Source organism: Vibrio sp. AIC-3 (assembly GCF_013114515.1).
GTDB lineage: Bacteria > Pseudomonadota > Gammaproteobacteria > Enterobacterales > Vibrionaceae > Vibrio > Vibrio crassostreae_C.
Map to the genome: position 1 here is coordinate 1 of NZ_VTXG01000039.1, position 12,528 is coordinate 12,528.

At 45.5% G+C, this 12,528-nt stretch carries 11 protein-coding genes; 2 read left to right on the top strand and 9 right to left on the bottom strand.

What is annotated here, in order from left to right; genetic code table 11:
- Positions 1-407: 407 nt before the first annotated feature.
- From fre to trxA, 6 genes are all read right to left on the bottom strand, one after another.
- A complete protein-coding gene (gene fre / locus F0229_RS19715; RefSeq protein WP_017059251.1) occupies positions 408-1,121 on the bottom strand; it encodes an NAD(P)H-flavin reductase in 714 nt (237 codons plus the stop codon).
- 20 nt (positions 1,122-1,141) lie between these two features.
- A complete protein-coding gene (locus F0229_RS19720) occupies positions 1,142-1,411 on the bottom strand; it encodes a 2Fe-2S iron-sulfur cluster-binding protein (RefSeq protein WP_008224727.1) in 270 nt (89 codons plus the stop codon).
- Positions 1,408-3,249, bottom strand: a complete 1,842-nt coding sequence (gene ubiD / locus F0229_RS19725) for a 4-hydroxy-3-polyprenylbenzoate decarboxylase (protein WP_171733515.1) — start codon at positions 3,247-3,249, stop codon at positions 1,408-1,410. The genes F0229_RS19720 and ubiD overlap by 4 nt, the downstream gene beginning before the upstream one ends.
- Before the next feature lie 98 nt (positions 3,250-3,347).
- Entirely contained in the window at positions 3,348-4,343 is a 996-nt protein-coding gene (locus F0229_RS19730) for a hypothetical protein (RefSeq protein WP_171733516.1), read from the bottom strand.
- A 111-nt stretch (positions 4,344-4,454) separates the two neighbouring features.
- Entirely contained in the window at positions 4,455-5,714 is a 1,260-nt protein-coding gene (gene rho, locus F0229_RS19735; protein ID WP_017062978.1) for a transcription termination factor Rho, read from the bottom strand.
- Positions 5,715-5,914: 200 nt separating this feature from the next.
- Positions 5,915-6,241: a thioredoxin TrxA gene (gene trxA, locus F0229_RS19740; protein ID WP_010440700.1), complete on the bottom strand. Its 327-nt coding sequence runs from the start codon at positions 6,239-6,241 to the stop codon at positions 5,915-5,917.
- 111 nt (positions 6,242-6,352) lie between these two features.
- On the opposite strand from trxA, the gene rhlB reads away from it, so the two are divergent.
- Both rhlB and gppA read left to right on the top strand, forming a co-directional pair.
- Positions 6,353-7,663, top strand: coding sequence for an ATP-dependent RNA helicase RhlB (gene rhlB, locus F0229_RS19745; RefSeq protein WP_048610414.1), 1,311 nt, complete (start codon positions 6,353-6,355; stop codon positions 7,661-7,663).
- Positions 7,664-7,669: 6 nt separating this feature from the next.
- Positions 7,670-9,163 (top strand): guanosine-5'-triphosphate,3'-diphosphate diphosphatase, encoded by a 1,494-nt coding sequence (gene gppA, locus F0229_RS19750; RefSeq protein WP_171733517.1) that lies wholly within the window; start codon positions 7,670-7,672, stop codon positions 9,161-9,163.
- A gap of 97 nt (positions 9,164-9,260) precedes the next feature.
- Here the strand turns inward: gppA and F0229_RS19755 are convergent, their stop codons facing one another.
- The 3 genes from F0229_RS19755 to recQ all read right to left on the bottom strand — a co-directional run bounded on the left by F0229_RS19755 (position 9,261) and on the right by recQ (position 12,372).
- The gene (locus F0229_RS19755) at positions 9,261-9,932 is read right to left on the bottom strand and encodes a 7-cyano-7-deazaguanine/7-aminomethyl-7-deazaguanine transporter (RefSeq protein ID WP_055319880.1); all 672 of its coding nucleotides are present in this window, start codon (positions 9,930-9,932) and stop codon (positions 9,261-9,263) included.
- A gap of 211 nt (positions 9,933-10,143) precedes the next feature.
- On the bottom strand, positions 10,144-10,455 hold the full coding sequence (locus tag F0229_RS19760; RefSeq protein WP_009848192.1) for a DUF3630 family protein: 312 nt from the start codon (positions 10,453-10,455) through the stop codon (positions 10,144-10,146).
- A 78-nt stretch (positions 10,456-10,533) separates the two neighbouring features.
- Positions 10,534-12,372 carry an ATP-dependent DNA helicase RecQ gene (gene recQ, locus F0229_RS19765; protein ID WP_055319881.1) on the bottom strand — a complete coding sequence of 613 codons (1,839 nt, stop codon included), beginning with the start codon at positions 12,370-12,372 and terminating at the stop codon, positions 10,534-10,536.
- Positions 12,373-12,528 lie beyond the last annotated feature (156 nt).

Here is a 12,528-nt window from a genome sequence, read left to right on the forward strand (position 1 = left end):
CAATTTTGATTCCGAAGAATCTGTTTTATCTAACGATAAAACGTTTTGATATTCATCAACGAGTGCCCACACAGATTGATAGGTTTAAATTGTTAAAGAGCTTAACTTCTTGAGCGTTCCTTTTAAGTAAGGAGCCTCTCGAAGTGGACGGCCATTCTAGCGAATTAACATTCAGTGTCAAACACTTTTTGAAAATTAATTTTTTGTCGCTTTCCGTCTTACTGATTCTTGCTGAAGCCTTGTGGCGTCTGCCGTCTCAGTGGTGTCGCATTATAGGGAACCCTCTCAGCTTAGCAACTACTTTTTCATGAAAAATGAATAAATAGGGGTTAACTGCCTAATAGTTCACCTAAACGTAAAAAAGAGAGCATTTCTGCTCTCTTTTTGCTCAAAATCTAAGGGTATTGTTAGATAAATGCGTAAGCATCAGCGTACATATGGTCACGCTTTGCTTCTTTATTCTGAGTAAATAGGTCTCTTGCAGCGCCCGCCATTTCAAAACGACCTGCAATATAGATATCGAAATCAGCTAATGATTCGAAACTTTGCATAACAGCCTCAAGCACATTACCTGTTTGGCCATGCCAAACTTCCGGTGCTTCTTCTACTACCGGTACAAAGTGCACATTGCTATGCTTTTCTGCAATGCCAACCAACTCTTCTTTAGCATATAACTGGCACTCATCTTTTGCGCCCCAGTATAGGTAGATCTCTTTCGAGCTATTTTGCGCGATGCAGTGATCAAGAATAGAGCGCACGTAGCTGAAACCCGTGCCACCAGCAATAAGTAATAGAGGGCGATCGCTTTCTTCTTTGATCCAAGCATCTCCGTGTGGAGCATCAATCGCAATATCGCCATCTTCAGCTTGTGCCTTCTTCATCGCTTCAACCACTTCTAGTGCGTAAGCGTTGTGCTCGGCAGCACCAATGTGCAGCTCAAGCTCACCTTCGTGGCGGCAAGGGCTACTTGCGATAGAGAATGGGCGCTTATCTTTCTCGCCCATTTCAACCATCAGGTACTGGCCCGCTTTAAAAGCGACCGGTGTTTCTGGGTGAAGTAGGATTTGGTAAGTATTACAAGCCAAAGGCTCGATAGACTTCACTTTACATTTAATAGTCATGTTCTTCCTCTTACTAACCCTTAATCGGCAAAGGTTAGAACTAAATTACTTTCTGCAAATGCTTGGCAAGCAAAAATCCAGCCTTGTTGCTGCTCTTTCTCTGTGAGCATGGGTTCAAGGTGGTAACTCACTTGCCCTTCTAATTTTTTGCACATACACATTGCGCATGCGCCAACTTGGCAACGGTTTGGGAAATAGATATCGCTGTTGAGCGCAGCATCCAAGACCGTTTGCCCTTTTTCTACTGTGAAACTGATGTTTTCTGGGTATAAGACTACTTGGTAGCTCATGAAATTCCTAGCTGTTCCCAGATGCTATCAATCTTTTTCACAACATCAGGATCTTTTGTGATTGGTACACCCCACTCACGCAGGCATTCACCTTCCCACTTATTGGTCGCATCGAGACCCATTTTTGAGTGTCCAGTTTCGTTCTGCAGGAATAACGTATCTCTCGCCGGATCCATTCTTGTCGTTACAGCCCAAATGATGTCATTCCAATCACTCACATTGACATCGCCATCACACACGATAACAAACTTGTTCTCATCAAATTGAGACCAAACCGCTTCCATGATTTTCTTACCATTACCGGCAGCTTGCTTATCAATAGACACCACAACCATGCTGGCATTGTCGTTTTGCAGGTGAACATCAATAATTTCAGGATGAACCTTGGTTAACTCAGCCAAGCTACCCTCAATATGTTCACTATTTACAGGTGCTGTTTGGACATCTGGCGATAACGCTAACTCTGCGTCCCACTTCTTAGTAATATCTAGACCCATCTTAGAACCTAACCCAACCACGGGTGAGGCAAAATCCAATGAATCGATCGGCGTGTTCTCTATCATCAGGCTATCGCGTGACGGATCCATATGTTCGCATATCGCTGCGGTTACTTGAGACCAATCACGAGCGTTCACATCTTCATCACACACCAATACAAATTTGGTGTACATGAATTGGCGTAAGAAAGACCATACACCCATCATCACTCGCTTAGCGTGACCTGGGTATTGCTTCTTCATGGTCACGACTGCCATTCGGTACGAACAACCTTCAGGCGGTAGATAGAAATCTTCAATCTCTGGGAACTGCTTTTGAAGAATAGGCACAAACACTTCATTTAGCGCAACACCTAATACCGCAGGCTCATCAGGTGGACGGCCAGTATAGGTGCTGTGATAGATAGGGTTCTCGCGCATGGTTACATGAGTAATAGTAAACACATGGTGCTTTTCTTTCTCGTTATAATAACCAGTATGATCTCCGTAAGGCCCTTCATCCGCGAACTCATTCGGGTCGATATAACCTTCCATCACGATTTCTGCACTTGCAGGAACTTCTAAGTCGTTGCTGATTGATTTAACGACCTCAGTTTTACTACCACGCAGTAAGCCTGCAAACGCGTACTCTGATAAAGTATCCGGCACTGGCGTAACCGCACCAAGAATGGTGGCAGGGTCTGCACCGAACGCAACAGATACTGGAAATGGTTTACCTGGGTTGGTTTCCATCCAATCACGCAGATCCAGTGCTCCACCACGGTGGGCTAACCAACGCATGATGATTTTATTCTTGCCGATCTTCTGCTGACGATAGATACCTAAGTTTTGGCGTTTCTTGTTTGGACCACGAGTAACCGTTAAACCCCATGTTAGCAATGGCGCGACATCGTCAGCCCAACAGCTCATCACAGGGATTTTATCTAGGTCGACGTCATCGCCTTGCCATACCACTTGTTGGCAAGCCGCTTTGCGAAGGCGTTTAGCCGGCATGTTTAAGACTTGCTTAAACACAGGCAGTTTATCAAGAGCGTCTTTAAAGCCTTTTGGTGGCTCAGGTTCTTTTAGGTAAGCAAGCAACTTGCCCACTTCACGCAGTTCTTTGACTTCCTGACGCCCCATACCAATAGCAACACGGTTGGGTGTACCAAATAGGTTGGTCAAAACAGGCATGTCATAGCCTACTGGATTTTCAAACAAAAGAGCTGGGCCACCAGCACGTAGAGTACGGTCGCTAATCTCGGTCATTTCGTAGTCTGGATCGACTGGGTGAGAAATGCGTTTCAACTGACCAATACTTTCAAGATGGTCGATAAAATCACGTAAATCTTTAAAACTCATAGGACTTCTACATGCTGATTATTCTGCGCTCAGTATATCAAAAAGGGTGACGCTGAGATCCCCCTTTTTAGTGTGGTTATTGAGAGGCAAAATCCACTTTACGGTAATGCTTGCTCGATCAAAGAGCCCTTCACCTGAGGGTTATCATTGACGAGATCTTGCAACCATCGCGTATGACCTTGTTTGGCGAGTTCACGCGCGACTAATGGGGCTTCATCGGCAATCGCCATCCTAGAGACAAGAAACTGCTTCACCTCTTCTGATAACGGGTTAACCTTGGTGAGCAAGGTAATCGCTTCATCTTTCAAACGCGGATTTTTAGTCGCAGCCATTACTTGTTCTAACGCGAACGCTTGTTTGGTGCCAGCAAGGCGAACTAGCTCAGCTTGGCTATGATAATCGGCCTTCATTCGCCATAAAATCTTATAGGCCTCTGGATCTTCGCTCACTTGCGCTAATCGAACCACCACCTCAGTGGAAGGTAACCAGCTAACAATAGAAGATGCGGTGAGTTGCTTAGTTAGATAACCAACCGCTTCAGGAGACAAACTATCTAGCTCTCTAATGAGCAGCGCTTCTCGCGTTTGAACTTGATGTTCAGATCCAGATAACCACTCTTTTAAGTCGAGGTCCTGCTTCTCTGCATCTAGCACAAACACCAGTGTCTTCTGATCTTGACGCCACTGCTTGATGAGACGATTAGCAATTGAAGGATAATTAAAGGCAGGTACCGTAAACTCGTAACCATCTCCACGCTCTAATACTTGATAAGTGGGCGTGATAGCGAGTTGCTGCTCGATGAAGATAGACATCTTGGGTGTGAGTACGATTTTTTGCTGTTCAAGCTTCTTCAAGAGTTGGTAACGAGCCACCTCTTGCTGGGGAAATGTCAGGCGCTCAAGCGCAAAGCGTAGTGAGTTGACTTCGTCACGTGCGACAAGCTCGAGTAGTTCAGCAGTTTTCAGTTTTACTTGATCATTCTCAAGCCAAGACTCTACTGTAAGTGGAGACATCTCGGTGGCATAGCTCATACCAACCGGTGAAAATAACAGTGAAGTAGACAAGAGTAATGATGACAACAGTCCATGTTGCATTTTAACTTCCTTGTAACACTTTTGCTCATTCTGCAAGCTGCCGCTACAAAATGCAAATAAAAAGCGCCACCCGAGGGCAGCGCTTATTAAATAACGATCAGCTAATCAATATTACTGACGACGCATTGCGTCAAAGAACTCATCGTTCGTTTTGGTCATTGCTAGCTTGTCGATAAGGAATTCCATTGCATCGATTTCGCCCATTGGGTGAACAATCTTACGCAGGATCCACATCTTCTGTAGTTCATCGTTCTTGGTAAGAAGCTCTTCACGACGAGTACCAGAACGATTGAAGTCGATAGCTGGGAATACGCGCTTTTCAGCAATCTTACGGTTAAGGTGCAGTTCCATATTACCTGTACCTTTGAATTCTTCGTAGATAACTTCATCCATCTTAGAACCAGTATCAACCAGTGCTGTTGCGATGATCGTTAAGCTACCGCCTTCTTCTACGTTACGTGCCGCACCGAAGAAACGCTTTGGACGATGTAGAGCATTCGCGTCAACACCACCAGTAAGAACTTTACCTGATGAAGGGATCACAGTGTTGTAAGCACGAGCTAGACGAGTAATAGAATCCAGTAGGATAACTACGTCTTTCTTGTGTTCAACAAGGCGTTTCGCTTTCTCGATAACCATTTCTGCAACTTGTACGTGGCGAGATGCTGGCTCATCGAATGTTGAAGCAACTACTTCGCCTTTAACTAGACGCTGCATTTCCGTTACTTCTTCTGGACGCTCATCGATAAGTAGAACCATTAGTTCACACTCAGGATGGTTACGTGCAATGCTTTGAGCAATGTTTTGCAGAAGCATTGTCTTACCCGCTTTAGGCGGAGCAACAATCAGACCACGCTGACCTTTACCAATTGGAGATGCAAGGTCAAGAATACGAGCCGTAATATCTTCAGTCGCACCATTACCCGCTTCCATCACCATACGTTCGTTAGCGTGAAGAGGAGTAAGGTTTTCGAAAAGAATCTTGTTACGTGCGTTGTCTGGCTTGTCGTAGTTAACCGTGTTTACTTTAAGCAGTGCAAAGTAACGCTCACCGTCTTTAGGTGGACGGATTTTACCGCCAATAGAGTCACCTGTACGTAGGTTAAAACGACGAATTTGGCTTGGTGATACGTAGATATCATCTGGGCCAGCCAGGTATGAACTGTCGGCGCTACGTAGGAAACCAAAACCGTCTTGAAGAATTTCTAGAACACCATCACCAAAGATGTCTTCACCACTTTTTGCATGCGCTTTAAGGATGGAGAAGATAATGTCTTGTTTTCTTAGGCGAGCTTGATTTTCAAGACCTAAGCTTTCGCTAAGTTTAACAAGCTCAGACACAGGTCTGTTCTTCAGTTCAGTAAGATTCATAGTGGTGGAAGTTTGTTTAGTCAAAATAGGATCTGTTTTCTTAAGTTAAGAAGGATTTGGTCACAGGATCGACCAAGAAGAGAAATTCGTTCAATTAACGTGCGATAAATTAGCACTAAAACTAAGACTAGTCCATAGCTTAGAAAAAACAAAACCGCGCATTTGTTAACTGCACGGTTTCTTTTCAAATGCTGACCTGATTAAAGGTTAGCGTCTAAGAACTCTTTAAGTTGAGTTTTAGATAATGCACCAACTTTAGTCGCTGCTACGCCGCCATCTTTGAAAAGAAGTAGCGTTGGAATGCCGCGAATACCAAATTTTGGTGGAGTACCAGCATTTTGGTCGATATTTAATTTACCGATTGTGAGCTTGCCTTCGTACTCGTCTGCGATTTCGTCAAGAATCGGCGCAATCATTTTACATGGACCACACCATTCTGCCCAAAAATCAACAAGAACAGGGCCTGCAGCGTTGATTACATCGTTATCAAAACCGTCATCAGTTAGCTGCAAAATCTTATCACTCATCTTCCACTCCAATGTGTTTTTTAGAACTGGTTGGATGATAACCAGTAAATAGATGCCCTATTGGAATGTATTTACTTTCGTATTGCAAGCTTAAGCTGATATTCTATAGCAATGAAAAAGACGCATATCACAGAGCAAAAGTTCGCCGACTTGGATTTACTTCCGCAAGTCATTGAAGGATTGGAGAAAAAAGGGTTCGATTATTGTACCCCTATCCAAGCCTTGGCGCTCCCGGTACTGCTCACCGGCCAAGACATTGCAGGCCAGGCCCAAACGGGTACTGGTAAAACGCTTGCGTTTCTTACTGCTACTTTTAACCACCTGCTAAAAACACCTGAGCATGAAGGGCGTAAGCCTAACCAGCCACGTGCGATTATTATGGCACCAACGCGTGAACTCGCGATTCAGATCTACAACGATGCTGACTCTCTGGTTGAAAGCACAGGTATCAAGGCAGCACTTGCTTACGGTGGCGAAAGCTACGACAAGCAACTAGGTAAGATCGAAGAAGGCGCAGATATCTTAATTGGTACGACTGGCCGCATCATCGATTTCTACAAGCAGAAGGTATTTAACCTTAACCACATTCAAGCTGTTGTTCTTGACGAAGCTGATCGCATGTTCGATCTTGGTTTCATCAAAGACATCCGCTTCTTGTTCCGCCGTATGCCTGAGCCAAAAGATCGCCTGAACATGCTGTTCTCTGCGACATTGTCTTACCGCGTACAAGAGCTAGCGTTCGAACACATGCACAACCCAGAGCATGTTGTTGTTGAGCCAGAGCGTAAAACAGGTCACCGCATTCAGGAAGAGCTGTTCTACCCATCAAACGAACACAAAATGGCACTGCTGCAGACTCTAGTTGAAGAAGAGTGGCCAGAGCGCGCTATCATCTTCGCTAACACTAAGCACAAATGTGAGTCTGTTTGGGGTCACCTAGCTGCAGATGGTCACCGTGTTGGCCTGCTAACTGGCGATGTTCCTCAGAAGAAACGTGAAAAGATTCTTGAGCAATTCACTAAAGGTGATGTTGACCTGCTTGTCGCAACCGACGTTGCAGCACGTGGTCTACACATTCCTCAAGTAACACACGTATTCAACTTCGACCTACCTGATGACTGTGAAGATTACGTTCACCGTATCGGCCGTACAGGTCGTGCTGGTGCAAGTGGTCACTCGATCAGCTTTGCTTGTGAAGATTACGCAATCAACTTGCCACCAATCGAAGAATACATTGAGCACGCGATCCCTGTGTCTGATTACGATGCTTCTGCACTGCTAGAAGATCTACCAGCACCATTGCGCTTACGTACACGTAACCCGCAACAACGCCGCTCAAACAACAATGGCCCACGCAACGGGAACCGTAAACCAAACCAGAACCGTCGCCCACGCCAACCGCGTCATAACAAGGAAGCTTAGTCGCTTATGAGTCAAACAGTGTCACCCCCGCTTTACGCTGCAATCGACCTCGGGTCGAACAGTTTTCATATGCTCGTTGTGCGTCATATCGATGGCAGCGTACAAACCATGGCTAAAATTAAGCGCAAAGTGCGTTTAGCTGCAGGCTTAGATGAAAATAATGCGCTTAGTACAGAAGCCATGCAGCGCGGTTGGGACTGTTTGAGTCTCTTTGCAGAGCGACTTCAAGATATTCCGAAAGAAAATATCCGCATTGTCGGTACAGCGACCCTACGTACTGCTATCAATGTGGATATATTTCTAGAGAAAGCGAACCAGATCCTTGGTTACGACATCAATGTTATCTCCGGAGAAGAAGAAGCTGCGACTATCTATAAAGGCGTAGCACACACTTCTGGTGGCAGCGGCCGCCGACTGGTTGTTGATATTGGTGGCGCAAGCACCGAGATGATCATTGGTGAAGGCTTCTCAGCGAAAGCCCTAACCAGCCTAAAGATGGGCTGTGTTACTTGGCTTGAGCGCCACTTTAAAAACCGCCAATTAACCGCTACCAACTTTAACAACGCCATTGAAGCGGCGAAGTCGACGTTGGCTCCTATCCTAGATAGCTACACTGATATCGGATGGGATGTGTGTGTGGGCGCCAGCGGTACCGTTCAAGCACTGCAAGAGATCATGTTGGCGCAAGGCATGGATGAAGTGATTACTCATGCCAAACTTAAGCGTCTACAGAAACAAGCGATGATTACTGAGCGCTTGGAAGAGCTAGAAATCGAAGGACTTACCCTTGAACGCGCATTAGTGTTCCCGAGTGGCCTTTCTATTCTTATTGCTATTTTTGAGCTGCTTGAAATAGATTCAATGACACTCGCAGGCGGCGCACTCCGTGAAGGCCTAGCCTACGAGATGGTTGATGAGCTACGCCAAGAAGATATCCGAGCGCGTACCATTAAGAGTGTTCAATCACGCTACCAAATGGACGTAAGCTACGGTGAACAAGTAGCAGTAGTCGCACAAACGCTGCTAGACCAAGCGGGCGCCGAAGCGTGGGTTTCAGAACCTCAAGCTGGTGTGCTATTGCAAACGGCAGCTAAGCTTCACGAGATTGGTTTAACCATCGATTTCAAAAAAGGCGGTGAGCACAGCGCTTATCTGCTGCAGAACTTAGACCTACCTGGCTTTACTCGAGCGCAAAAGCACTACTTGGGTGAGTTAACTCGTCGCTACCGTGAACAGTTAACCTCATTACCAGAGCAACACGCTATCTCAGGAACCAGTAGCAAGCGTATTTTACGTATTCTGCGTTTAGCTATTTTGCTGACCCACCGTCGTAACCCAGCGCTAGAGCCTGAGTTCAAACTGACGACGAATGACAACAATCTAACCCTAACGCTTTCTAAGCAATGGTTAGCTGACAATCCGCTGACCGCTGCAGAGCTAGAGATCGAGTCGAATAGACAAACCGATATTGGCTGGCCACTGAATATTGAATGCCTCTGATATTAATATCTGACGCTAGACATTAAAAAAGCCCAAGTTAGTAGACTAACTTGGGCTTTTTCTTATCTTGGCATTAATGCGTTTCTAACCTGAATCCTTAAACGTTCACGCCTGTCGCTTTAAAGTCTGGGTTTACCGCCGTCAGCTTTTTAACGATGTAGTTCAAAAGCACGCCGTACATCGGAACGAATAAACCTAAGCTGATGATAAGTTTGAAGCCGTAGTCGACTAAGGCAATCTCAGTCCAATGCTCGGCCATGAATGGATCTGGGCTTTGGTAGAAAGCAATCGCAAAGAAAGCGATGGTATCAATCGCATTACCGAACAACGTTGAACACGTTGGGGCAACCCACCACTGTTTAAGCTGACGTAAGCGGTTGAAAACATGCACATCCAAAATCTGACCAAGCAGGTAAGCCATGAAGCTCGCCGCGGCGATACGTGCAACAAACAGGTTGAACTCGCCTAGTTGGTTAAACCCTTGGAATGAACCTTCAAAGAACACAACTGACAAAAAGTAAGAAACTGCCAGTGCAGGTAGCATCACTAAGAAAATGATTTTACGAGCAAGCTGCGCACCAAAAATGCGTACAGTCAGATCAGTCGCTAGGAAGATAAACGGGAAAGTGAAAGCACCCCAAGTGGTGTGCATACCGAAAACGGTAAAAGGTAGCTGAACTAGATAGTTGCTTGACGCAATGATGACTAAATGGAACAAAACTAATAGTGCTAGGGCTTTGCGCTGTTGCGCAGGGGTAAAGTTACTCATGCTGTACCTTTTTAGTTTGGTTTGGGGGTGAGGGAACCCAAATCGAGTCATTTCTTCGAATAAACTAAGAAAGCTCTTACCAATAATGTGAATTTAAAATGTTTCTAAAATTTGCTCTATCGAGCGGCGGGCGATTATACATTAATCAATATTGGCTGCAATGGTGAGAACAGACGCAAACGTTTATTCTCACTTTTATTGGTGAGCGAAGTTAAAAACCGCGTTTGAAAAGCGTCGCGAGATAATCAAACTCTTCTCTGCTTTCTTCAGCGTTTAGCGACTCAAACCAGATTGATTCACTGTAATGCTCAGACTTTAAGAACATCCGACAATCTTCAAAATCAATCAACCAAGAGTGCATGTCAGCGTCCCATTGTTTTTCAACCACAGAAGCAGATAACAATGCCACTAGCTTTTCACCTAATACTTCATAAGAATCAAAATCAAAACTTGGAGACGTAATCAATAAACGTCCTTCCTCAGCCAAATACTCTCTTAAGCCAAATTCTGTTGGTGTCGTCATGTCCCTATCAACCTTATTCTTGTTCTATGATCCAATCGTTTTTATAAACTATGACTTATCTGAAAACGATCCTGAAAATTAGCCGTGTGTCGTGATGTGTTCTTGAATCAAATCTAAGAATGGATCGGCGTACTTATCGAGTTTACGCTGACCAACACCGTTAACCGCCAGCATCTCACCGTATGAGGTAGGCAGTACTTCAGCCATATCAATCAAGGTCGCATCACTGAATACCACATAAGGTGGCAAACCATCTTCATCAGCAATCGACTTACGCAGCTTACGCAGTTTGGCAAACAACTTCTTATCGTAATTCTTGCTGCTGAGTTTATCGGACTTAGCATTACGCACCGCCGTATCCAAACGAGGCACCGCCAATTCCAAAGACATCTCACCACGCAGTAGCGGACGCGCTTCTTCTGTTAACTGTAAAGTCGAATTACGGGTGATGTTCTGGAACAACAAACCTTTATGGATTAACTGACGGAAGATACTGATCCAGTAATCATGGCTGTGGTCGCGGCCAATACCATAGGTAGAAAGCTTGTCATGACCATTATCGCGGACACGAATGTTCTGCATACCGCGCATCACTTCAACCACGTAGCCCATACCAAACGACTGATTCACACGGTACACACAAGACAACGCCTTCTGCGCTTCTTGAGTCGCATCAAAGTGCTTAGGTGGATCGAGGCAGATATCGCAGTTACCACATTGCTTCTCGCGATATTCGCCAAAGTAGTTAAGCAGAACCTGACGACGACAGGTTTGCGCTTCAGCAAAAGCACTCATCGCATTCAGTTTGTGCATCTCAACCTGCTTTTGCGGGCCTTCTTCTTTCTCATCCAGCATACGACGCAGCCAACCCATATCAGCCGGATCAAACAGCATCATTGCTTCTGCTGGCAAACCATCACGACCCGCACGGCCTGTTTCTTGATAGTAAGATTCGATGTTGCGTGGGATATCAAAGTGCACCACAAAGCGCACATTGGGTTTGTTGATACCCATACCGAAAGCTACAGTCGCGACAACGATCTGAATATCATCACGTTGGAAGGCTTCTTGAACATAAGCGCGCTCATCGGTGTCCATACCAGCGTGATAACCCGCGGCGCGAATACCGTTGTTGCAGAGCTTCTCAGTCACCATCTCCACTTTCTTACGGCTACCACAATAGATAATACCGCAATTGCCTTTCTGTGTTTCTAAGTAGCGAACCACCTGTGACACGGGCTTATGCTTCTCGACGAGGTTGTAGCGAATGTTAGGACGGTCGAAGCTGCCCAAGTAGGTATGCGGATCCACAAGCTGCAGACGCGAGATAATGTCTTTACGTGTTGCATCATCAGCGGTTGCCGTCAGCGCCATATAAGGCACATGCGGGAAATATTGCTTAAGTTGACCTAATGATGCGTATTCCGGACGGAAGTCATGTCCCCATTGAGAGATACAGTGCGCCTCGTCTACCGCAATCATCGAAAGCGGTAAACCTTGCAGACGCTCGATAAAGTCGCGCATCAACACACGCTCTGGTGACACGTAAACCATCTTCAATTGGCCTGAATTCATACGATTGAACACATTCAGCAACTGGTCACGGGGCATGGAAGAGTTAATACACTCAGCAGCAACACCATTGGCCTTCAGTTGGTCGACTTGGTCTTTCATCAGCGAGATCAGCGGTGAGATAACCAGAGTCAGACCTTCACGAACCAAAGCGGGGATTTGGTAACACAGAGATTTACCACCACCGGTTGGCATTATCACCAAGCTGTCTTTGCCTTCAACGGCCAGGTCAATGACCTCTTGCTGACCATCGCGAAAGCTTTGATAGCCAAACACATCTTGTAAGATGGTTTGCGCATCATTCGCGGGAGTTGGTATTTGCTCAGCAATCAGAGTGGCGGTCATTGTGGTTCCTAATCGAGGTATGAAATCAGCAAGCATCTTCGGCAAGCAAGTCGCACATTGTAGAGGGGAACGCTGGTGAATTAAACCGCAAATTGTTAGGTGAAAAGGGTTATCGCTCCTATACTGACCAACTCTCTTATAAATCTTATTAATAAG

Bases quoted from the DNA above. Each gene is read 5' to 3' on its own strand.
- gppA (WP_171733517.1), top strand. From the start codon at position 7,670: ATGAGTCAAACAGTGTCACCCCCGCTTTACGCTGCAATCGACCTCGGG.
- recQ (WP_055319881.1), bottom strand. From the start codon at position 12,372: ATGACCGCCACTCTGATTGCTGAGCAAATACCAACTCCCGCGAATGAT.
- F0229_RS19755 (WP_055319880.1), bottom strand. From the start codon at position 9,932: ATGAGTAACTTTACCCCTGCGCAACAGCGCAAAGCCCTAGCACTATTA.
- rhlB (WP_048610414.1), top strand. From the start codon at position 6,353: ATGAAAAAGACGCATATCACAGAGCAAAAGTTCGCCGACTTGGATTTA.
- F0229_RS19760 (WP_009848192.1), bottom strand. From the start codon at position 10,455: ATGACGACACCAACAGAATTTGGCTTAAGAGAGTATTTGGCTGAGGAA.
- fre (WP_017059251.1), bottom strand. From the start codon at position 1,121: ATGACTATTAAATGTAAAGTGAAGTCTATCGAGCCTTTGGCTTGTAAT.
- trxA (WP_010440700.1), bottom strand. From the start codon at position 6,241: ATGAGTGATAAGATTTTGCAGCTAACTGATGACGGTTTTGATAACGAT.
- ubiD (WP_171733515.1), bottom strand. From the start codon at position 3,249: ATGAGTTTTAAAGATTTACGTGATTTTATCGACCATCTTGAAAGTATT.
- F0229_RS19720 (WP_008224727.1), bottom strand. From the start codon at position 1,411: ATGAGCTACCAAGTAGTCTTATACCCAGAAAACATCAGTTTCACAGTA.
- rho (WP_017062978.1), bottom strand. From the start codon at position 5,714: ATGAATCTTACTGAACTGAAGAACAGACCTGTGTCTGAGCTTGTTAAA.
- F0229_RS19730 (WP_171733516.1), bottom strand. From the start codon at position 4,343: ATGCAACATGGACTGTTGTCATCATTACTCTTGTCTACTTCACTGTTA.